The sequence below is a fragment of the Actinomadura sp. GTD37 genome (assembly GCF_041951365.1).
GTDB lineage: Bacteria > Actinomycetota > Actinomycetes > Streptosporangiales > Streptosporangiaceae > Spirillospora.
In genome coordinates, this window is the sequence record NZ_JBGNUS010000001.1 from 1,791,937 (window position 1) to 1,812,177 (window position 20,241).

The window sequence follows — 20,241 nt, forward strand, 5'->3', positions numbered from 1 at the left end:
GTAGGGGGATGTGGCTTGCAAGCTCGGTCCAAGGTTGTCAGCAAAAGTCGATATGGTCGCGGATATGCCGAATGAACCCACCGGTGAGCGGTTGCTCGCCCGCCGCTACCGCCTGGTGACCCAGGTCGGCCGGGGCGGCATGGGGACGGTCTGGCAGGCGCACGATGAGGTCCTCGGTCGTGACGTTGCGGTGAAGGAGGTCATCCTCCCGCATGGTCTCACCGATGAGGAACGCGCCGTGCACCACAAGCGCACGTTCCGTGAGGCCCGTACCGCCGCGCGGCTCGGCCATCCCGGCGTCGTCACGGTCTACGACGTCGTCGAGGAGGACGACCGCCCCTGGATCATCATGGAGCTGATCAAGGCCCGCTCCCTGGACCAGGTGATCAAGCAGGAGGGGCCGCTGGAGCCGCGCCGCGCCGCCGAGATCGGCCGGCAGATGCTCGCCGCGCTGCACGCCGCGCACGGCGCCGGCGTCCTGCACCGCGACGTCAAGCCGAGCAACGTGCTGATCACCGGCACCGGCCGGATGGGCGAGCGCGCCGTGCTCACCGACTTCGGCATCGCGACCGCGGCGGGCGACGCGACCCTCACCCAGACCGGTCTCGTCATGGGCTCGCCCGCCTACATCGCGCCCGAACGCGCCCGGGGCCGCGTCGCCGGCCCGGCGTCCGACCTGTGGTCGCTCGGCGTCACCCTGTACGCGATGCTGCACGGCCGGTCCCCGTTCGAGCGGCCGGAGCCGATGGCCGCGCTCGTCGCGGTGATCTCCGAGGAGCCCGACCCGCCGGACAAGGGCGGCCGGCTCGTCCCCGTCATCGAGGGCCTGCTGCGCAAGAACCCCGACCAGCGGATGGACGCGATCGAGGCCGGCGCGGTGCTGGACGACATCGTCCGGCAGGAGACCGTCGACACCCAGCGCACGATGGCCGTCGAGTTCTCCATGGACGAGCTGCCCGGCCCCCAGACCACCGCCACCGACTCCGCCTACCGGTCGCATCCGTACGCGGAGTCGTACGCCGAGCCCTATCCGGAGACGTACGCCCCCGACCAGCCGCTGCCGGACGAGATCGACCCCGCCGACGACCGGCCGGACGTCGCCGACGCGACCGCGGCGTCCCCCGAGGCGGTCCCCGACGCCCGCCCGGACCAGCTGACCAGCCTCGACCTGCCGGCCGGCATCGCGCGCCGGCGCAGGCCGCGCGCCGCGGCGGCGAACCCCGGCGAGACCGCGCCCGACCCGGGCCGGGCGAGTTCGTGGCGTCCCGGGCCGCCCACCGAGCCCGCCGGCGCCGTCGCCGCCGGGCAGGGCCCGCCCGAGCCGGGGCCGGACACGCACTTCCCGCCGACGACGCACCCGGCCGCGCGCCCCGCGCTGGCCGCCAACCGCAACGTGCTGATCGTCGCCGCGATCGTGCTGGTCGTGATCATGGTCGTCGCGGGCATCGCGTTCGCCGGCGGCGGCGACGAGCAGAAGGGCCGGAAGGCCGGCGCCACCGCGCCGCCGAGCGGCGCCGCGACGCCGTCCGCCCCGGCCGCGTCGGCGACGCCGAGCACCTCGCCGAGCACTCCGCCGGGCAGCGGCGCGCTGCCCGCCGGCTTCACCCTGCACAAGGACCGCAGCGGCTACCACGTGCCCGTCCCGAAGGGCTGGAGCGGGCCCGAGCGCAAGCACGGCGGCGACTACTTCTACTCGTCCGACCGCAAGGTCTACTTCCAGATCGACCAGACCGACGATCCGAACGAGAGCGCGATCGGCGACTGGCGGCGCCAGGAGCGCGGCGGCGCCGGCTGGCCCGGCTACAAGAAGATCAGGATCGCGCCGACCGGCGACCACCCGCCCGTCCCCGACACCCGCGGCGGCGACGACTCCGCCGACTGGGAGTTCACCTACAAGGGCGACGGGGGAGAGCGGATGCGCATCCTCAACCGGGGGTTCGTGGCGAAGGGGCACGGCTACGCCATCCTGCTGCGCGCCCCCGACAAGGAGTGGGACAAGGTGTTCGCCGACCTCCAGCCGGTCTACGAGCACTTCAAGCCCGCGGACGACTGATGGACGGCCGCCTTCTCGCCGGTCGGTACCGGCTCGAATCCGTCGTCGGACGCGGCGGGATGGGCACGGTGTGGCGTGCCCGCGACGAGACCCTCGACCGCGAGGTCGCGGTCAAGGAGGTCGTGCTGCCCGCCGGCCTCGGCGACGACGAGCGGGAGAACCGGCACCGCCGCACGCTCCGCGAGGCCCGCGCGTCGGCGCGGCTGAACCATCCGGGCGTCGTGACCGTACACGACGTCGTGGACGAGGACGACCGGCCGTGGATCGTCATGGAGCTGGTGCGGGCCCGTTCCCTCCAGGAGATCGTGGACGAGGACGGGCCGCTCCCGCCCGGCCGCGTCGCGGAGATCGGGCGGCAGATCGCGGGCGCGCTGCGGGCGGCGCACGCGATCGGCATCCTGCACCGCGACGTCAAGCCGGCGAACGTGCTGGTCGCGGCGGAGGACCGGGCCGTCCTCACCGACTTCGGCATCGCGCAGCTGGCCGGGGACGCGACCCTCACCGGCACCGGCCTGATCATGGGCTCGCCCGCGTACATGTCGCCGGAGCGGGTGAACGGCGACCCGGCGATCCCCGCGTCCGACCTGTGGGCGCTCGGCGCCACCCTGTACGCGGCGACCGAGGGCAGGGCGCCGCACCACCGCAGCGACGCGATGGCCGTCCTCGCGGCCGTGATGACGCAGGACGTCCCGCCGCCGCGGAACGCGGGGCCGCTCGCGCCCGTCCTCACCGCGCTGCTGGAGCGCGACCCGGTCCGGCGGCTGAGCGGGGACCAGGCGGAGGAGGCGCTCAAGGCGGTCGCGTCCGGCCGTGCCGCGAGCGTGGCCGCCGGCATGCCCGCCTCCGGCGGGGCGACGGCCGTGGACGGCGGTGCGACCGCGATGGGCGGTGCGGCCGCGCGGTCCGCGCCCTTCCAGCCATCCGTCTCCGTCCCCGTCCCGCCCCCGGACGCGGGCATGACCGCGCCGTTCCCGCCGGGGCCTGGCCAACAGTGGACGCCCGCGCACACCCCGCCTCCGCCGCGGCGGAGGCGGTCGCCGATCCTGCCGGTCCTCGGGGGCGTCGCCGCGGCAGCGGTGATCTTGACGGTCGCCGGGGTCGTCCTCTGGATGAACCGTCCGTCCTCGGGCGAACCGGTCACCCCGCAGACGCCGACGACCGCCGTGCAGCAGTCCGCGCCGACGACGCACTCCACGTCGCCCAGCGCGTCCCCGTCCTCGCCGTCCACCGGCGCGACGCCCCTCCCGCCCGGCCTCGTCCTGCAGACCGGTCCCGGCTACTCGATCGGCGTTCCGCGCGGGTGGCGGCGCTCTGAGCAGGGGAACAGCGTCATCTGGACCGACCCCACGTCCAGCGCCTACGTGCAGGTCGACCAGACGACCTGGTCCGGCGATCCCTACGACCACTGGGTCGCCTGGGAGCGGGAGGCCATCGCGGACGGTAAGCTGAAAGGCTTCCAGCGGGTCGGGGAGATCACCCGCACGCAGGTCGCCGGGCGTCCCGCAGCCGACATCGAGTTCACCTGGAACCGCACGGCGGGCGCCACCCGCGCCCGCGACCGGGGCGTGCTGGTCGACGGCCGGCCGTACGCCGTCGTGGTGGCGATTCCCGAGTCCCAGTGGAACGGCAGAGAGCCGCTTGTGAAGAATGTGCTCGACACGTTCCGTCCCGCCGGGGTGGGATGAGCGATGGGGGGACACTTCCGACATGGGACAGGCACGTCTGCTCGGTAACCGCTACCGGCTCGACTCGGTGGTCGGGCGGGGCGGCATGGGCACCGTGTGGCGCGCCCGCGACGTCATGCTCGACCGCGAGGTCGCGGTCAAGGAGGTCGTGTTCCCGCCGGGCCTGAACGACGACGAGCGCGCCGTCCTGTACGAGCGGACGTTCCGGGAGGCGCGGGCGTCGGCGCGGCTGAACCACTCCGGTGTGGTGACCGTCCACGACGTGGTGCAGGAGGCCGACCGGCCCTGGATCGTGATGGAGCTGGTCCTCGCCCCCTCCTTGCAGGACATCATCGAACGCGGCCCGCTCGACCACCGCCGCGTCGCCGACATCGGCGTGCAGATGCTCGGCGCCCTCCGGCACGCCCACGAGAAGGGCATCCTGCACCGCGACGTCAAGCCCAGCAACGTGCTGATCACCGACTCCGGCCGGGTGGTGCTCACCGACTTCGGCATCGCGCAGGTGGAGGGCGACGCGACGCTCACGCAGACGGGCCTGGTCATGGGGTCGCCCGCCTACATCCCGCCGGAGCGGGCGCAGGGCGAGCGGGCGGTGCCCGCGTCCGACCTGTGGGCGCTCGGCGCGACCCTGTACGCGGCGGTCGAGGGCCGGTCGCCCTACGAGCGGTCGGACGCGATGTCGTCGCTGCAGGCCGCGCTGACCGAGCCGGTCCCGCCGCCGCGGAACGCGGGCCCGCTCGCCCGGGTGCTGGACGGGCTGCTGGCGCGCGAGCCGGTGCGCCGGATGACCGCGGCGCAGGCGCAGCCGCTGCTCACCCAGGTCGCCGCGATGCCGCCGCCGCAGCCCCCGCGGCCGTCCCCGCGGCCGCGGGCGAGCGAGACGGTGCTGGACGAGCCGTCCGTACGCCGCCCGCCGCCCGGCCGCACCGACGACGCGGCCGAGACCGTCATGGACCCGTCCGACTTCGGCCCGGTGACCCGCCGCGACCGCGAGGGGGTGACGCGCCGCGACCCCGCTGATTCCGGCCCGGTGACCAGGCGCGACTCCGGCGGTGTCCCGGAGCGCAACGGCTCGTATCGCCCGCCGCCGGAGCGTCCCGGCCGTGACCAGGAGGCGCGGACGCTGCTGCAGACCGAGTGGGCGCCTCCGCCGACGTCCTCGCCCGTCCGGCCGGACGCCTCGCCGCCGGGGGCCCCGCCGACGGGCCCGCCGTGGGAGCAGCCGCGGCAGTACTCCGACTGGCAGCGTCCGCACACGCCGGCGGCGGGTCCGGGCGGGGAGCGCAGCCGGACGGTGCTGGTCGTCACGATCGCGGTGGTCCTCGTCGTGGCGGCGGTGCTGCTGGGCGCGTTCATCCTGCGCGGCAAGCTGCGCTCGGACGCCCGGGGGCCGGGCGGCGCTCAGGCCCCGGCGATGGCGAGCCCGGTGAGCTGCGCCCCGTTCGCGGTGACGGACGGCTGTTCGGACACGACGTCCGTCATCACCATGTAGGGCAGCGTCAGCGGCGGTGGCTGCTCCGGCGTGAACGTCAGCGGAATCCCCAGCAGCTTCGACGACATCTTCGTCGTGTACATGACGACGTCGCCGGTCAGCGTGAGGCCGGGGGTCCGGATCCGCACGGCGGCCCCACCGTGCGCGGACGTCTGGTTCACGTTCTTCAGGACGGCCTTCGACATGCTGAACTTCAGCGCCTTGACCGTCCCGCCCGCCGAGGGCAGCGACGAGACGCCGTCGTAGCTGAGGCCCGACATCGTGAGCGAGTCGGCCCGCAGCGTCCCGGCGTCGCTGTAGACGCGCGGTCCGGGGGCGGCGGCCTTGCCCTTCGTGACGCAGGCCGGATCCTTGCTCGCCTGCGTCTGCTGGAGGAGTTTGCGAACCGCGTCCTGGGACAGACCGGAGCCGTTCGCGGGGACGTCCGGGCACGCCGCCGACGCCGACGCCGATGTCGTGGGGGTGGACGTCGGCGCGGGCGCGGCGCTGGGGGAGGCCGTGGGGGCGGCGGCCGGGGAGGGCGCCGGCGAGGGGCTGAGCAGGTGGACGCCCAGCAGGGCGGGCAGCGCGACGGCGGTCAGGCGTCCGCCGCGCGGCGCCGCGTGCGCGCCCGGCCTCCCGCCGTCCCGCTCCTGCGCCGCGGGCGCGGCCGGGGCGGGCGACCAGGCGAAGCCGAGGGCGCCGCCGAGCAGGCCGAGCAGCAGGCCCACGACGAACCCGCCGAAGTTGGACGTGAGGAACGACGCCAGCGACAGCAGCACCGCGAGGACGCCGTAGAAGCTGCGCTGCGCGGGCTGGACCCACATCAGCACGCCGGCGGTGACGAGCAGCGCGCCGATCAGCCAGCTCGCCACCCCGGCCATGCCCTGGTGGACGACGATCGGCATCGGCGCGAGCGGGATCGCGATCAGCTCCAGTCCGCCGAGGACGGCGAACACGCCTCCCCAGAAGGGGCGCGTCCGCCGCCAGCGGCGGAACCCGTGCGGTGCGGCCCCGTGCGGTGCTCCGTGCGGTGCGGCCCCGTGCGGTGCGGCCCCGTGCGGTGCGGCCCCGTGCGGTGCGGCTCCGTGCGTTTCGGCGGGATTCATGGCCTTAGAAGCACTCGTCGCCGAGCTTCATGCTGAGGTCCTTCAGCTTGAACGTCCCGGCGGTGGTGGCCCAGGCGACCTGCTTGACGTCGGTCAGCTCGATCCTGGTCGCCTGCTGGCCGAACATCCCGGCCGGGCCCCGCGCGCCGTTCGGCCCCTTGTCCAGGGTGCTGGCGTCCCGGCCGATCTCCATGCCGGTGAACTTGGCGTCGGCGTTGAGCTGCTCGACGTCGAGGACGAGGTCGGTGGCCTGGACCGGCTCGGAGCCCGTCCCGGCGGTCAGCCGCAGCGTGAACGGCCCGACCTTCACCGACTGGCACATGTTGCGGATCTCCGCGGACTTGATGCCGGAGATCTGCACGGGGTGCTTCGCGCCGTCCTTGCCCGCGTCGACCCCGCCGTACTGGACGAAGCCCTGCCCGGTGAGGGAGTCGGCGCTGACCTTGAAGCTGCCGCCGGACACGGCGAACGAGGAGGCGATCGCGCCCTGCGCGGTCATGAAGGCCAGCGCGCCGGCGCCGATCGCGGCGGGGGCGGCGATGGCTGCGAACCGCTTCCAGCGGACGCGGCCGACGGCCTCGGGGGAGTCGGTCATGGAGGTTGCTCCTGGGGGGTCTAGGGCCGCGAGGGACCCGGTGACACCGGTCGATCTCGTGACAGTGAGTGCAAGTTACTCCTAAGTACTTACTTGCGGCAAACCCGATCATGGGATCGCCGAGTAAAGGATTCAGGGGCTGACCTGCGGAGTCTTTTGAACGCACTGTCAATAGGGCCGGCGAGGATCAACTTCTATCAACTACCAAGTGTGATCGTCACGGGCCGTTGATCCCCGTCCGGGCGGGCCGAAGGTCCCGGAAAGGTCCCGAACCGGGCCGGGCGCGGCGCAGCGGCCGACGGCCGAGCCGGGCGCCGGGATCAGGTGCGGTAACGGGCCGCCGGGCTCAAATGCGGGGGCGGGCCCAGGTGCGGTAACGGGCCGCCGGGTCAGGTGCCGGCGGCGAAGGCGTCCAGGGCGAGGCGCAGTTCGCCGACGTGCTCGCCGAGCTCGGCGGCAGGCTCGCCGGACCCCAGCCGGGCGACGTCGTCCTCGACCTTGGCGAGCCGCTCGTCGAGCGCCGCCAGCAGCCGCTCGCAGCCCGCGAGGGCGCCGGCGTCGTCGCCGCCGAGCGTGCGGCGCAGCAGCTGGGCCTGCTGCCTGAGCTGCACGTTGCGCCGGTGCAGGTCGACGAACACCGACACCTTCGCGCGCAGCAGCCACGGGTCGAACGGCTTGGTGAGGTAGTCGACGGCGCCCGTGGCATAGCCCCGGTACGCCTGCTCGCCGGCGCCGCCCCCGGCGGTGAGGAAGATGATCGGGACGTCCCGGGTCCGCGGCCGGGCCTTGATGTGCTCGGCGGTCTCGAAGCCGTCCATCTCCGGCATGACGACGTCCAGCAGGATCAGCGCGAAGTCGTCGGTCAGGAGTTCCTTCAGCGCGGCCTGCCCGGACGTGACGGGCACGACGTCCACGGGCAGCGCGTCGAGGACGGCCGCAAGCGCGGTCAGGTTCTCCTCGCGGTCGTCGACGGCCAGGATCCTCGTGTCGTTCGGCACCGGACTCCTCAGCGTCGGTGGGGCGTGTCCGTCCAGCCTGTCATGTCCCTGCGGACGGCAACAGCGAATCGCTGCAGAGTAAATTACTAAGGCAGCCAGCCGGGTTTGACCAGTCCCGACTCGTAGGCGTACACCACCAGCTGCGCGCGGTCGCGGGCGCCGAGCTTCACCATCGTCCGGCTGACGTGCGTCTTCGCGGTGGCGGGGCTCACCACGAGGCGGGCCGCGATCTCCTCGTTCGACAGGCCCTCGCCGACCAGCGCCATGACCTCCCGCTCCCGGTCGGTCAGCGCGTTCAGCCGCGGCGACGGCGCGGGCTCCTTGGCCCGCGCGGCGAACTCGGCGATCAGCCGCCGGGTCACGCTCGGCGACAGCAGCGCGTCCCCGTCCGCGACCGCGCGGACGGCGTGGATCAGCTCCACCGGCTCGGTGTCCTTCACCAGGAACCCGCTCGCGCCGCCGCGCAGCGCCTCGAAGACGTACTCGTCCAGCTCGAACGTCGTCAAGATCACGATCTTCACGCCGTCGAGGCGCTCGTCCGAGGCGATCCTGCGGGTGGCGGCGAGGCCGTCCAGGCCCGGCATGCGGATGTCCATCAGGATGACGTCCGGCCGCAGGCCGCGCGCCCGCGCCACCGCCTCCTCGCCGTCGCTCGCCTCGCCGACGACCTCGATGTCGGACTGCGCGTCCAGCAGCGCCCGGAACCCGGCCCGGACGAGGACCTGGTCGTCCGCCAGCATGACCTTGATCACTGCGCATCCCCTCCGGGCCCGGCCGGCCCGGTCTCCTCGGCGGCCTGGGCGGCCGGCTCCGTGGCCGGTTCGGCGTCCAGCGGCAGCGCGGCCCGCACCCGGAACCCGCCGCCCGGACGCGGCCCGGCGTCGAACGTCCCGCCGAGCGCGGCGGCCCGCTCGCGCATCCCGCGCAGGCCGCTGCCGCCCGGCCGGTCGTCCAGCAGGGGCGCCCCCCGCCCGTCGTCCTCGACCCGGACCACGATCTCGTGCTCACCGTAGGCGATCCGGACCCGCGCCGTCACCGGCCCGGGCCCGGCATGGCGGGTCACGTTCGTCAGCGACTCCTGGACGATCCGGAACGCGGCGAGGTCGGTGCCCGCGTGCAGCGGCCGCCGGTCCCCGGTGATCTCGGCGTCGACCGCCAGCCCGGCGGAGCGCGCCCGGTCGAGCAGGTCGTCCAGCCGGTCGAGGCCGGCGGTGGGGGCGCGCGGCGCGGTCTCGCCCTGCGCCCGCAGCGCGCCGATCACTCCGCGCATCTCGGTGAGCGCCTCCTTGCTCGCGTCCTTGATCGCGGCGAGCGCCGTCCGCGCCTGCTCGGGGTTCTGGTCGATCAGGTGCAGCGCGACCCCGGCCTGGACGTTGATCATCGAGATGTTGTGGGCGAGCACGTCGTGCAGCTCGCGCGCCATCCGCAGCCGCTCCTCGCTGGCCTGCCGGCGCTCCTCCTCGGCGCGGATCCGCGCGGTCTCGGCGGCCCGCTGCGCCCGCATCCGGATCAGCTCCGCGCTGACCAGCACCACCAGCGCCCAGCCGACGACGAAGCTCGACCCGCCGAGCGTCGGCTCCTCCACGGGGAACGGCCCGTCCTGCCCCCGCTCGGCGGCCGGCACGCCGATCAGCGCGGTGAGGCCGAAGAACGCCGCGAGCCCGATGCCCGTCCCGGCCCAGGTCAGCAGCCGGTGCCCGGCGACGATCGCGGCCATCATCGCGACGGCCAGCGCGAGCGGCGCGGGCCCGTAGGTGTAGGCGCGCAGGAAGTACAGCGCGGTGACCGCCGCGGTGGCGCACACCGTGAACACCGGATGCCGGCGCCGCAGCAGCAGCAGTGCGGGCCCGCCGAGCAGCAGCGCGAACCCGAGCGCGTCGAGGTCGGTGTGCCCCGGCTCGGGCCCGCCGCCGCCGTGCTCCCACGGCGGCCCGCCGGACGCCTCGCCGCCCGGCCCCCCGCCCTGCGCGCCCAGCGACCCGCCGAGCTGGAAGAACGCGACGAGGACCGGGACGACCCACACCGGCCACGTCCCGGGCCGCGGCCAGTGCGCCCGGACCTGCGCCGGTGAGCTGCTCATGCATGCACGTTAAGTCATCGGGGCCGGGCGCCACGTCGGCCGCGGGGAGTGCGCGTCCCTACTCCCCGGGAGGTATCCGGCGAAACCGCCGGCGCCGCCTCAGCAGGGGGTCCAGCGGACGGGCAGGTGGGCGAAGCCGCGGCGGGTGCTGGACCGCAGCGGCACCGGCTCGCCCGCCAGCCGCGGCAGCCCGGGGCGTTCCAGCAGCGCGACGAGCATGGCGCGCAGGTGGACCCGCGCCAGCCGCGCGCCCATGCAGGCGCGGTACCCGAACCCGAAGCACAGGTGCGGCCGGCCGGGCCGGAGGAACCGTTCCGGGTCGAACCGCCCCGGGTCCGGGAAGACGTCGCCGTCGTGGTTCGCCGAGACGAGCCACAGCGTCAACTGCTCGCCCGCGAGCAGCGGCACGCCGCCGACGTCCGTCCCGCGCTGGACGGTCCGCCAGACCTGGAGCACCGGCGTCCACCAGCGCAGCATCTCCTCGACGGCGCTGTCGACGAGCGTCTCGTCGGCCTGCCCCTCCCGCAGCCGGGCGTACTCGGCGGGATGGCGCAGCAGCGCGTACAGGCCGCCGGCGAGGGTGTTGCGCACCGTCTCCGGCAGGTCGCGCGCGACCTCGCCGACGAAGTCGACCGGCTCCCCGGACGGGATGCGGGCGAGCATGGCCCGCGCCGGAGGGTCCATGTCGATGAGGTCCGCGTCCTCGGGCGCGTCCGGCGGCGCGGCCTGGCCGGTCAGCGGGCCGTGCAGGGGGCCGTCCACCTGCGGGCTGAACAGCTCGGGATGCGTGAGCGCGTGGTGGACGTCGGCGTAGCGCAGCACCGCCCAGGCGCCGGGACGTTCCGCCGCGGTCCCGTCCAGCCACACCACGGGCGTCCGCGAGCGGAGCCGTTCGAGGCGGCCGTGGGGGACGCCGCGGGCGTAGGCGTCGGCGCGGCCGAGGGCCCCGGCGTCGGAGACGGGGGACGCGCCTCGCCGTCGCGGCATGGGGACCTCCTCTCCGAGGCAGACGCTAACGCGTCCCGGCCGAACCCTGAAGGGCCGGATTCGGCCGTCCCGCACCCGGATCGAGCGCCTTGCGGCGGGCGATCCCCCGCGTCCCCGGCGGTTTCGGGGGTCAGCCCGCCAGCCACTCCCCGGTCTCGACGCTCACCAGGCCGTGCCGGGCCGCCTCGATCACGGCCTCCCGCTGCGAGTGCACGCCCAGCTTGGACAGCACGCTCTGCACGTGGCTGCGCGCCGTGCTGCGCGTCACGCCCATCGCCTTGGCCAGCGCCTGCGTCGACTCGCCGCGCGTCAGCCGGGTCAGCACCTCGCGCTCGCGCGGCGTGAGGAACTGCGCGACCTTCTGCGCGCGGCTGCGCGGGCGGGCGCCGCCGCGCAGCGCCGCCTGGTCGACGACGACCTCGCCGTCCGCGACGCGGCGCAGCACGGTGAGGATGTCGCCGGCCTGCTGGCCCTTGTGCGCGAACCCGCGCACGCCGGCCGCGACGCCGGCGTCCAGGATCGGCTGCTCCAGGAAGCCGGTGAGCACGACGAACTTCGTCCGGGGGGCCGCGGCGCGCAGCCGCGGCATCCAGTCGAGCGCGGTGCAGGACGGGAACTGCAGGTCGATCAGGCAGGCGTCGGGCTGCCTGGCGCGCAGCACGGGCAGCGCGTCGGCCGGGGAGTAGGCCACCCCGACGACGCTGTGCCCGGCGTCCGCCAGCACGAGCGACAGGGAATCGGCGAAGACCGCGTGGTCGTCGCAGATGATCATTCTCATGGATGCGGCCGCCAGTCGTCGGCGCCCGCGTCGGCGCGGACGTCTCCGACGGGGCCGGCGACCGGAGGCGGCGCCGCCGGCAGCAGCATGCGGACGCGCGCCCCGCCCATCTCGCAGGTGCGGATCTCCAGGCTGCCGCCGTAGCCGGAGATGAGGTCGTGCACGATGCCGAGCCCGAGCGACGCGAGGCCGGGCCTGGCCTGTCCGTGCCCCGGAGCACCGCGCCCCGCAGAACCGTGCCCAGGAGGGCCGGGCCGGGCCGCCGCGCCGAAGCCGGGGCCGTCGTCGTCGACCTGGATGGCGATCCAGCCCTGGTCGGCCTCGACCCGCACGTCGACGCGCCCCGCCGCGACGCGGCACGCGTTGTCGAGGACGTTGCGGACCGCGCGCCACAGCGCGACCGGGTCCATGTGGGCCCACGCCTCGGAGCCGGTGAAGCACACCTCGTGCGGGGTGGCGAGCCGCATGCCGGTGACGACCTCGGCGGTCAGGTCGTCCACCCGGAGCCGCTCCGGGCCGGGCGGCGGGCGGTCGTCGCCGTCGTCCTCGTCGAGCCGGCGCAGCAGGTGGTCGAGCCACCTGGTCTCGCCGAGCAGCTGGTCGATGCGGGCCCGGCTGGTGTCGCCGACGTCCTCCGCGACGACGACGGCCGAGGCCAGCATGATGATCGTGCCGAGTTCGTGCCGGATGTCGTGGCGGAGCCGGCGCCGCCACAGCACCTGCTCGCCGTGCCCGGACGCCGCCGGCCGGTCCCGCTCGACGGCGCGGCCCCCGTCCCGCACGCCTGCGAGCGCTCCCACGCCCACGGCGTCCGCAGGGGAGGACCGAGCCCGCCCGTTGTTCATGTAGACCCCCGTCTGCTATTCCAGCACCCTATAGACCGTCGCCCGGTCGTGCGGCGTATGTCCAGTCAATTGGCCGCAACAGATCGCTGTTTGTCCAGAAGTGGACATGCAGAACGCGGAGGTAAACTCCGCGCTTTGTCGGAGCGTCTCAGTCAGGATTGTCAGTTCTGCCCATGACAATTCTTTCATGCCGGTGGCGTAGCCGCATTGCGCATTCCGGCGGGTGTGCCGCCGGGCGTCCGGCGGGACAGTCTCCTCATGCCGACGGTCACATTTCTCGGGCATGCGGGGGTGGCGGTGGACGCCCAGGCGTTCCACCTGCTCGCGGACCCGTGGCTCGCCCCCGCGGGGGCCTTTCTCGGAGCCTGGCACCAGTATCCGAGAAACGATCATCTGGATCTCGCCCCGGTGCTCGACGCGGACTGGGTCGCCGTGTCGCACGAACATCTAGATCATTTCGACCCGTGGGTCATCGAGCGCCTGCCCGCGCGGACCCGGATCCTCATTCCGTGTTATCCCGGACCCGCCTTCCGGGAACGCATCACGGCTGCCGCGGGCTACCGCCAGGTAATCGAGATCGAACCCTGGAGTAAATTCCCTCTGGACAATCGCGGCTCCTGGATCACGGTGATTCCGGAACTGTCACCGATGTGCCACGACGCCGCCTTTCTCATCGTCGCGGACGGGCGCGGGATCCTGCATTGCAACGACGCCCGGCTCACCGCCGCGCAGGCCCGCCGCGCCAAGCACCTCGCGGGCGGCCGGCTCGACCTGATGGCCCTGCAGACGTCCGGGGCGTCCTGGCACCCGATCTGCTACGAGTACCCGGACGCGGAGATGGCCGAGGTCTCCATGGCCAAGCGGATCTCCAAGCTCCGCGCGACGCAGCGCCTCGTCCGGCAGACCGGGCCGGAGCTGGCCGTCCCGTTCGCGGGGCCGCCGTGCTTCCTGGACGCCGAGGTCGACCACCTCAACTGGGTGCTCGGCCAGGCGGACGGCGCGTTCTGCGACCCGGAGGTCGCCGCCGAGTGGCTGCGCGAGCACCTCCCGGGGCAGCGCTGGGACTGCTTCAAGCCCGGCGACGCCGTCGACCTCGACACCGGCGAGGTCACCCGCGACCCGGTCTCGGCGGAGTTCTCCTTCGCCGACGCCGACCGCGCGGACTACCTCAAGCGGTACGCCGCCGACCGCGCGTCCGCCATCGCGGGCGTCATGGCGGAGTACCCGGAGCCGGGGCCCGACCTGTTCGACCGCTTCACGGCCCACTTCACCTACCTCGGCGGCCTCAGCGACTACTTCCTGCGGCGGATCTCGATGATCGTCCGGTTCGAGATCACCGGGCCGAACGGCGGCGTCTGGGACGTCGACTTCTCCCCGGACGGCCTCACGGTGTCGGCCGCGTCCGCCGCCGTCCGCCCGCACTACCGGATCACCACCGCCGGCCGCTGGCTGGACGGCGTCCTCACCGGCCGGATGGCCTGGGAGGACCTCCTCATCTCCTTCCGACTCAGCCTCTACCGCGACCCCGACGTCTACAACGACCACCTGGTCGGCCTGCTCAAGCACGCCAACGCGCCCGCCCTCCAGGCCGTCGAGACCTACGAGACCGGACGGGACGAGAGCGAGCGCATCACCGTCGCCTGCGACGGCGACCGCTACGACATCCCCCGCTACTGCCCGCACGCCGGCGAGGACCTCTCCGTCGGCGCGGTCGTCCGCGCCGGCCGGATCCACTGCCTGGCGCACAACTTCGCCTTCGACCTCGCCACCGGCGAATGCCTCAACGCCCGAGCCGCCAACCTCACCAGCCGCAAGGTGGGGTGACCGGCACCCGCGGAGGGGCCGGGCGACCTCGCGTCGCCCGGCCCGCCCGTCTCCGTGCCCGCCGTAACGGGACGATCACGTCTGGTGCCGCGGCGGACGTTCCGCCTGGGTGATCGATCATCTTATGTTAGGTTTGACCTGCGTTTCTGGGGGTTTGAAGGGGTGCGGGTCTTGGACCGCAAGAAGCTCGGCCTGCTGGCCGTCGCGTTCGTTCTGCTCGTCGGACTGATGGAAGTCGCGGTCCTGAAAATCGGATCGCTCGACTTCCCGGTGCCGGGGAGATCGCCGCAACCGGCCGTCGCCGATCAGCCGGGCGGCCGTTAGCCCGCCCGGTTCCGGGCCCGCATCAGGGTCTGCAGGTCGGGATGGCCGCCGCCGGTCGCGTCGGCGAGAGTGGGGCACGCCCACTCGTCCTGGCGGCCCCAGGAGTAGGAGATCTCCAGGGGCGGGCGGGGCGCCACCCGGTCCCAGCGGGCGAGGATCCTGCGGAACTGGGCCTGCGTCGGCAGCCAGTACTGCCGGTCGCCCTTCGCGCAGCTCTGGCCGAACGTCTGCAGGACGGGCGCGACCTTGGCGCGCGGAATGCCGGCGGAGTCCGCCATCCGGACCATCCGGTCGATCGCTCCGATGTCGCAGTGCTCGCGGGTCTCCGGCGAGCCCTTGCACGGGTACGGGTCGAGGCCGACCAGGTCGACGCCGACGCGTTCCGGAGTGAGCGGCCTCATCGGCCAGTCGGTCAGCGAGATGAACGAGACCTGGCCGGGCGCGTTGGCCCTGACGTAGGCGGCGCGGCGGCGGATCTCGCCCGCGACCTCGGGGCAGTCGCCGGTGTTCGGCTCGTCCGACAGGTACCAGCCGTAGACCCGGGGGTCGCGTCCGAACCGCTGGACGGCCCGCTTGAACGCGTCCCAGTCGAGTTCGAAGTCGTCGCAGGTGAAGTTGCCGACCCACAGCAGCGCCTGCATCCCGGCGGGGACGCCGGCGATGAGCGACGCGTCCGCCTTGACGTCCACGAGGTCGTAGCCGAGTTCCCGGAGGCGCGGGTAGTCGGCGGGCTGGGTGTTCAGCGCGATCCGCCGTGTCCGGTGGGGTTCGGCGGCCGGCGTGCCCGGTGCGGCGAGCGGCCCCCGGTAGGGCTCGTGCCCGGACGTCCGGTGCTGCACGTAGAAGAGGAATCCGGCCACCAGCACGACCGCGGCGGCGACGGCCGAGAACTTGACGCGGGTGTCCCGGATGTCCATGTGCGCTCCCGGGGTCAGGCGGCGGAGCCGGGCTCCTCCGCGGGGCGGACGGGCTTGTCGGCTGCGGGCGTGTCCAGCCGCAGCGGCGGGACGGGGATGCCGAGGATGTGCTTCACCGTGTCCCACAGCGCGCCGAACGTGGCGCGCATCGACGGGTCGCGCAGGTAGACCGCGTCGACGGCGACGCGGGCCGGGACGATCCGCTCGATGTAGTTGACGAGGTCGACCTCCTCGCCGGGCCCGAGGACGTCGAAGTCGCGGAACCGCACCTCGGACACGCCGGTCAGGCCGGGCCGGTGGTCGAAGACCCAGCGGCAGCCGGCGTCGTAGTGCTCGGCGAGGTCGTAGGTCTCCGGACGCGGCCCCACGAGCGTCATCTGGCCGCGCAGCACGTTGACGAGCTGCGGCAGCTCGTCCAGCGACCACTGCCGGAGCAGCTTGCCGACCCTGGTGAGCCGCGGGTCGCAGTTGGCGGTGACGGTGAGGCCGCCGACGCCCTGCCGCATCGTCCGGAACTTGTACATGGTGAACGGCCGCCCGCCCTGCCCGACCCGCGTCTGCCGGAACACGCCGGGACCGGGGCTGGACAGCCGCACCAGCGCGTAGAGGAGCAGCAGCGGGACGCTGAGGAGCAGCAGCCCGGAGACCGCGCCCACGACGTCCAGCACGCGGCGCGGCCTGGACGGGGCGACGCCGTCGGACGGGTCCACGGGACGGTTGGCGAGCTCGGACATGGTCACCCCTTCGACTCGGGTGCGGGGGGTTCGGGCGCGGCGGGCCCGGGTGCGGAGTTCTTCACGCGCTGGAACCAGACCAGCAGCGCCGCCGTGGTGGCGACGAAGGAGACGGACGTGGCGACGGCCGCGCCGACCGCTCCGTGCGCCGGGATCAGGACGGCGCCGAGGAGCACGACGACCACGAGCCCGATGCCCTGCCCGGTGGACGCGGCGCCGGGCCGCCCGACCCCGTACAGGTAGGCCATGACGAGCCCGGTCACGCCGAACGTGACGACGCCGCCGAGCCGGATGTAGGTGGGCACGACCGCGTCGTCGAACACGTCCCCGAAGATCCACGGCAGCGCGGTCCCGGCGAGGAGCGCGAGCGGCAGCGCGGCCAGCACCGACACCGCCAGCGCGGGCAGGATCAGGCGGGACGTCCGCCTGGTCGCCGTCTCCCGGTCCTCCTTGGCGAAGTCGGGGTACAGGACGTAGTTGACCGCGAGGCCCGGCAGCTGCACCAGCTCGGCGAACTTGCTGGCGACCGTGTACACGCCGAGCACCTTCGGCCCGGCGAGCGCGCCGAGCAGCGCCATGTCGAACCGCAGTTGCAGCAGGTCGATGAGCTGCCCGAGGTAGCCGCGGAACCCGTACCCGGCGATGGTGCGGCCGAGCCGCCGGTCGGGGCGCCCCCAGCCGGCGAAGAACCCGCGCCGCGCGAGCCGCCGGGCGATCCACGCGGCGGCGGCGAGGTCGGCGAGCACGAGCCCGGTGATGAGCGCGCCGGGCCCGTACCAGCCGGTGAGGATGACCAGGTAGATGGGCAGGAACACGAACTCCTCGACGGCGATGGCAAGGCTTGCGCCGGACTGGTCGTCGGTGCCCTGGAGGAGGCCCTTGCCGACCGACACGAAGCCCTGCGTGAACGACGGCGCGGCGGCGGCGACCGTGACCCAGAGCCCGAACGACTTGAAGAACACCAGGTAGATGAGGGGGCTGAGGGCCAGCCAGCCGATCCCGGCGAGCGTCGCGCCGATCACGGTCAGCCACGCGAGCGTGGGCCGCACCCGGCTCTGGTCGTAGTCGGACCGCGCAAGGAAGAACGGCGCCGCGCCCGGGAGGCCGGCGTTGGACAGCTGGCACAGCAGCCCCGGCAGGATGCGGACGAGCGTGAACGCGCCGACGAGCTTGGGCCCGCCGATCCGCGCGACGAGGATCGTCGCGATGCCGAGCGATCCGAGCGCCCCGATCCGTCCCGCCATGTTCCCGGCGACGAGCGCGAGCAGCCGCCGCCGGAGCCGGGACTCCCCGGCGGGCGCGACGACGGCCGGAGACTGCGTGTCGGTCATGCCGCCCGCCTCCTTCCGAACAGGTCGAGGGCGGCGATGAGCCCGAAGAACGCCCAGCCGTGGCGGTAGTGGAGGGTCTCGTAGAAGAGGCCGGAGACGAGGAAGACGGAGACGAGCGCGCCGAACAGTTCGGGGCGGGGGACGAGCCGCGCGTATTCGCCGGTCAGCGCGCCCCGGCGGGCGATGCGGACGCAGTCCAGCAGCAGGACGAACACCAGGGTGATGAGCGCGACGCCGCCGAGGAAGCCGCGTTCCAGGACGGACGCGACATAGTCGTTGTGCGCCTCCCGCACGTACGTCTCCTGCCGCACCAGCATCTGCTTCTCGGTCTGGCCGGGCCCGATGCCCCACGGGTGCGTCTGGTCGTCGATCATCTGGAGGGTGGTGGCGAGGACGGTGCCGCGCGAGTTGGTGCTCTCCCCGGTCGTCCGCCCGATGGAGTCGCGCAGGATCGGGGACGCCTGGCTCGCCTGGTCCAGGAACGGCTGGACGTTCACCGCCGAGACGAGCGCGACGCCGCCCCCGCCGACGAACACCGCGAGCGCGCCGACCGCGACGGCGTGGTGCGCCTTGCCCTCGCGGAACAGCCGGAACAGGCAGCCGAGCAGGACCGCGACGCAGAGCGCGAGCAGTCCGCCGTTCGAGCCGGTCAGGACCTCGGCGGCGAGCAGCACCCCGCAGACCGCCCAGCGTTTCCAGGCGGTCCCGGGGAAGCGGCTCGCGCGCGCGATGAAGAAGACGCAGATGAACCAGTTGGACGCGTAGTTGGCGTCGCCGAACGTGAACATCGCGCGTTCGCCGTCGATCTGCTTGCCGGACAGCGCGTCGACGCCCAGCACGAAGCCGACGATCATGACGGCGGCGTAGCACGTCCCGATCAGGACGAAGGCGCGGAGCGTGAGCCTCAGCAGGGCCGGGTCGCGCCCGAAGTTGGCGATGCTCACCGCCCACAGCAGCACGAACAGGTCCTTCACGATGGTGAGCGCGCCCGCGTCGTTGACGATGGCCGCGATGCCGCCCGCGATGATCGTCAGCAGGGTCGGGATGAGGAACGGCCACCGGACCGGCAGCCCGCGCGTGCCCGCCCACAGCAGCATCGTCGCGGTGACGCCGACGAGCGCGAGGTCGGGCAGGCCGGTGTTGCCCGGCCCCGGCGGCAGCCCGGCCGGCATCAGCAGCGGCAGCGAGGCGATGCCCGCGACGATCACCACGGACGGCAGCCGGGCGCCCCGCTTCAGGGGCGCCGGCGCGGGCGGCCCGCCCGCGTGCGGGGCCTCGATCGTCGCGGTCATGGGCGTGTGGAGCTCCCTCGGTAGGTCTCGTCGAGGACGGTCCCGAGGTGCGCCGGCGAGAACCAGTCGCCGACCCGGGCGCGGGCGCGCCCGGCCATCCGCGCGGCGGCGGCGGGGTCGTCCAGCAGTGCCGACACGGCGGCCGCGAGCCCTTCCGGGTCCTCCGGCCGGACGAGCATGCCGGTCTCTCCGGCGAGCACGAGGTCCTGGTTGGACGGGACGGCCGTCGCGACCAGCGGGACCCCCGCGCCGATCGCCTCGACCAGGACGCAGGGCAGCCCCTCCCACCGGCTCGCCATCGCCATCACGTCGAACGCGGGCAGCACGTCGGCGACGTCGCCCCGGTGCCCGAGCCAGCGCATCCGCTCCTCGACGCCGAGCTTCGCGGTGAGCCGCTCCAGCTCGTCCGCCATCGGGCCGCCGCCGACCCACAGCCCGAACACGTCGTCCGGCAGCCGCGCGATCGCGCGGGCGAAGACCTCCGGGCCCTTCTGGAACGTCAGCCGCCCGACCGACCCGACGACCTTCACGCCGAGCGGCAGGTCGAGGCGGCGGCGGGCCTGCGCGCGGGAGCCGGGCGCGGCCGCGTACGCGTCCACGTCCACGGCCGGCCACGACAGCCGCACCCGCTCCGGCGTCGTCAGCCCGAGCCGCAGCGCCGTCGTGACCGTCTCCGACCCGATCGCCAGGAACGCGTCGGTGCGCTTGGCCGCGATCCGCTCGAGACCTATATACACGCGCCGCCGCGGCCACGACTGGAACTCGTTGAACGGGAACCCGTGCCAGGTGTGCACGATGCGGGGGACGCCCGCGCGGGCCGCCGCGACCCGCCCGATCACGCCGCCCTTCGCGCTGTGCGTGTGGACGACGTCGTACCGCCCGTCCGCCAGCACCCGGGTCAGCGTGCGCAGCGCGGCCATGTCGTCGCGCGGCGAGATCTGCGGCACCAGCGGCCCCACCTGGACGATCTCCATCCCGGCCGCGTGGGCGGCGGGAGTGAGGTCACCGGCGGCGGCGTTGGCGACGGCGTCGTCCCCGTAGAGGACGCTGTTCCCGGTGGACGCCGCCGTGCTGTCCATGCCGACGCCGCCGGTGACGATCGCGCGCTCGTAGCCGCCGTCCGGGAGGGCCAGCGCGCCGTTCAGCGCGACCTGGCCGGCCCCGCCGTTGAAGCGGGTGATCACCGTGGCGACTCTGAGCTTCCTCGTGCTGGTCATG

The 20,241-nt window shown here is 73.9% G+C and carries 18 protein-coding genes; 5 read left to right on the forward strand and 13 right to left on the reverse strand.

The features are described from left to right. Positions 1 to 64 precede the first annotated feature (64 nt). The 3 genes from ACA511_RS08585 to ACA511_RS08595 are packed head-to-tail and all read left to right on the forward strand — an operon-like array spanning position 65 to position 5,230. The gene (locus tag ACA511_RS08585) at positions 65 to 2,053 is read left to right on the forward strand and encodes a protein kinase (RefSeq protein WP_375023516.1); all 1,989 of its coding nucleotides are present in this window, start codon (positions 65 to 67) and stop codon (positions 2,051 to 2,053) included. Next, on the forward strand, positions 2,053 to 3,738 hold the full coding sequence (locus ACA511_RS08590; protein ID WP_375023517.1) for a serine/threonine-protein kinase: 1,686 nt from the start codon (positions 2,053 to 2,055) through the stop codon (positions 3,736 to 3,738). The genes ACA511_RS08585 and ACA511_RS08590 overlap by 1 nt, the downstream gene beginning before the upstream one ends. Before the next feature lie 22 nt (positions 3,739 to 3,760). Continuing rightward, complete coding sequence (locus ACA511_RS08595) at positions 3,761 to 5,230, forward strand: serine/threonine-protein kinase (RefSeq protein WP_375023518.1); 1,470 nt, start codon at positions 3,761 to 3,763, stop codon at positions 5,228 to 5,230. Here ACA511_RS08595 and ACA511_RS08600 read toward each other — a convergent pair. The 8 genes from ACA511_RS08600 to ACA511_RS08635 form a co-directional block, all read right to left on the reverse strand. After that, complete coding sequence (locus ACA511_RS08600; RefSeq protein ID WP_375023519.1) at positions 5,140 to 6,318, reverse strand: DUF6114 domain-containing protein; 1,179 nt, start codon at positions 6,316 to 6,318, stop codon at positions 5,140 to 5,142. The genes ACA511_RS08595 and ACA511_RS08600 overlap by 91 nt on opposite strands. A 4-nt stretch (positions 6,319 to 6,322) precedes the next feature. Continuing rightward, positions 6,323 to 6,913 (reverse strand): DUF6230 family protein, encoded by a 591-nt coding sequence (locus ACA511_RS08605; RefSeq protein ID WP_375023520.1) that lies wholly within the window; start codon positions 6,911 to 6,913, stop codon positions 6,323 to 6,325. A gap of 389 nt (positions 6,914 to 7,302) precedes the next feature. Further along, a complete protein-coding gene (locus tag ACA511_RS08610) occupies positions 7,303 to 7,911 on the reverse strand; it encodes a two-component system response regulator (RefSeq protein WP_375023521.1) in 609 nt (202 codons plus the stop codon). Positions 7,912 to 7,997: 86 nt separating this feature from the next. Next, on the reverse strand, positions 7,998 to 8,663 hold the full coding sequence (locus ACA511_RS08615; protein ID WP_375023522.1) for a response regulator: 666 nt from the start codon (positions 8,661 to 8,663) through the stop codon (positions 7,998 to 8,000). Beyond that, positions 8,660 to 9,991 carry a sensor histidine kinase gene (locus ACA511_RS08620; protein ID WP_375023523.1) on the reverse strand — a complete coding sequence of 444 codons (1,332 nt, stop codon included), beginning with the start codon at positions 9,989 to 9,991 and terminating at the stop codon, positions 8,660 to 8,662. Before ACA511_RS08620 ends, ACA511_RS08615 begins: the two co-directional genes overlap by 4 nt. Positions 9,992 to 10,090: 99 nt before the next feature. Next, positions 10,091 to 10,978, reverse strand: a complete 888-nt coding sequence (locus ACA511_RS08625; protein ID WP_375023524.1) for a cytochrome P450 — start codon at positions 10,976 to 10,978, stop codon at positions 10,091 to 10,093. 130 nt (positions 10,979 to 11,108) lie between these two features. Beyond that, positions 11,109 to 11,756 (reverse strand): response regulator, encoded by a 648-nt coding sequence (locus ACA511_RS08630; RefSeq protein ID WP_375023525.1) that lies wholly within the window; start codon positions 11,754 to 11,756, stop codon positions 11,109 to 11,111. Next, positions 11,753 to 12,556, reverse strand: coding sequence for a sensor histidine kinase (locus ACA511_RS08635; RefSeq protein WP_375023526.1), 804 nt, complete (start codon positions 12,554 to 12,556; stop codon positions 11,753 to 11,755). Before ACA511_RS08635 ends, ACA511_RS08630 begins: the two co-directional genes overlap by 4 nt. Positions 12,557 to 12,859: 303 nt before the next feature. Between ACA511_RS08635 and ACA511_RS08640 the strand changes: the two genes are divergently transcribed. Together ACA511_RS08640 and ACA511_RS08645 are read left to right on the forward strand one after the other, a co-directional pair. After that, positions 12,860 to 14,425, forward strand: a complete 1,566-nt coding sequence (locus ACA511_RS08640) for a Rieske 2Fe-2S domain-containing protein (RefSeq protein ID WP_375023527.1) — start codon at positions 12,860 to 12,862, stop codon at positions 14,423 to 14,425. Positions 14,426 to 14,596: 171 nt separating this feature from the next. After that, positions 14,597 to 14,749 carry a hypothetical protein gene (locus ACA511_RS08645; RefSeq protein WP_375023528.1) on the forward strand — a complete coding sequence of 51 codons (153 nt, stop codon included), beginning with the start codon at positions 14,597 to 14,599 and terminating at the stop codon, positions 14,747 to 14,749. On the opposite strand, the gene ACA511_RS08650 is transcribed toward ACA511_RS08645, so the two are convergent. The 5 genes from ACA511_RS08650 to ACA511_RS08670 are packed head-to-tail and all read right to left on the reverse strand — an operon-like array spanning position 14,746 to position 20,240. Continuing rightward, positions 14,746 to 15,666 (reverse strand): hypothetical protein, encoded by a 921-nt coding sequence (locus ACA511_RS08650; protein WP_375023529.1) that lies wholly within the window; start codon positions 15,664 to 15,666, stop codon positions 14,746 to 14,748. The genes ACA511_RS08645 and ACA511_RS08650 overlap by 4 nt on opposite strands. Before the next feature lie 14 nt (positions 15,667 to 15,680). Beyond that, positions 15,681 to 16,400 carry a sugar transferase gene (locus ACA511_RS08655; protein WP_375023531.1) on the reverse strand — a complete coding sequence of 240 codons (720 nt, stop codon included), beginning with the start codon at positions 16,398 to 16,400 and terminating at the stop codon, positions 15,681 to 15,683. 2 nt (positions 16,401 to 16,402) lie between these two features. Then, a complete protein-coding gene (locus ACA511_RS08660; protein WP_375023532.1) occupies positions 16,403 to 17,731 on the reverse strand; it encodes a lipopolysaccharide biosynthesis protein in 1,329 nt (442 codons plus the stop codon). Beyond that, positions 17,728 to 19,023: an O-antigen ligase family protein gene (locus ACA511_RS08665; protein ID WP_375023533.1), complete on the reverse strand. Its 1,296-nt coding sequence runs from the start codon at positions 19,021 to 19,023 to the stop codon at positions 17,728 to 17,730. Before ACA511_RS08665 ends, ACA511_RS08660 begins: the two co-directional genes overlap by 4 nt. After that, the gene (locus ACA511_RS08670) at positions 19,020 to 20,240 is read right to left on the reverse strand and encodes a glycosyltransferase (protein ID WP_375023534.1); all 1,221 of its coding nucleotides are present in this window, start codon (positions 20,238 to 20,240) and stop codon (positions 19,020 to 19,022) included. The genes ACA511_RS08665 and ACA511_RS08670 overlap by 4 nt, the downstream gene beginning before the upstream one ends. Position 20,241: the final 1 nt, after the last annotated feature.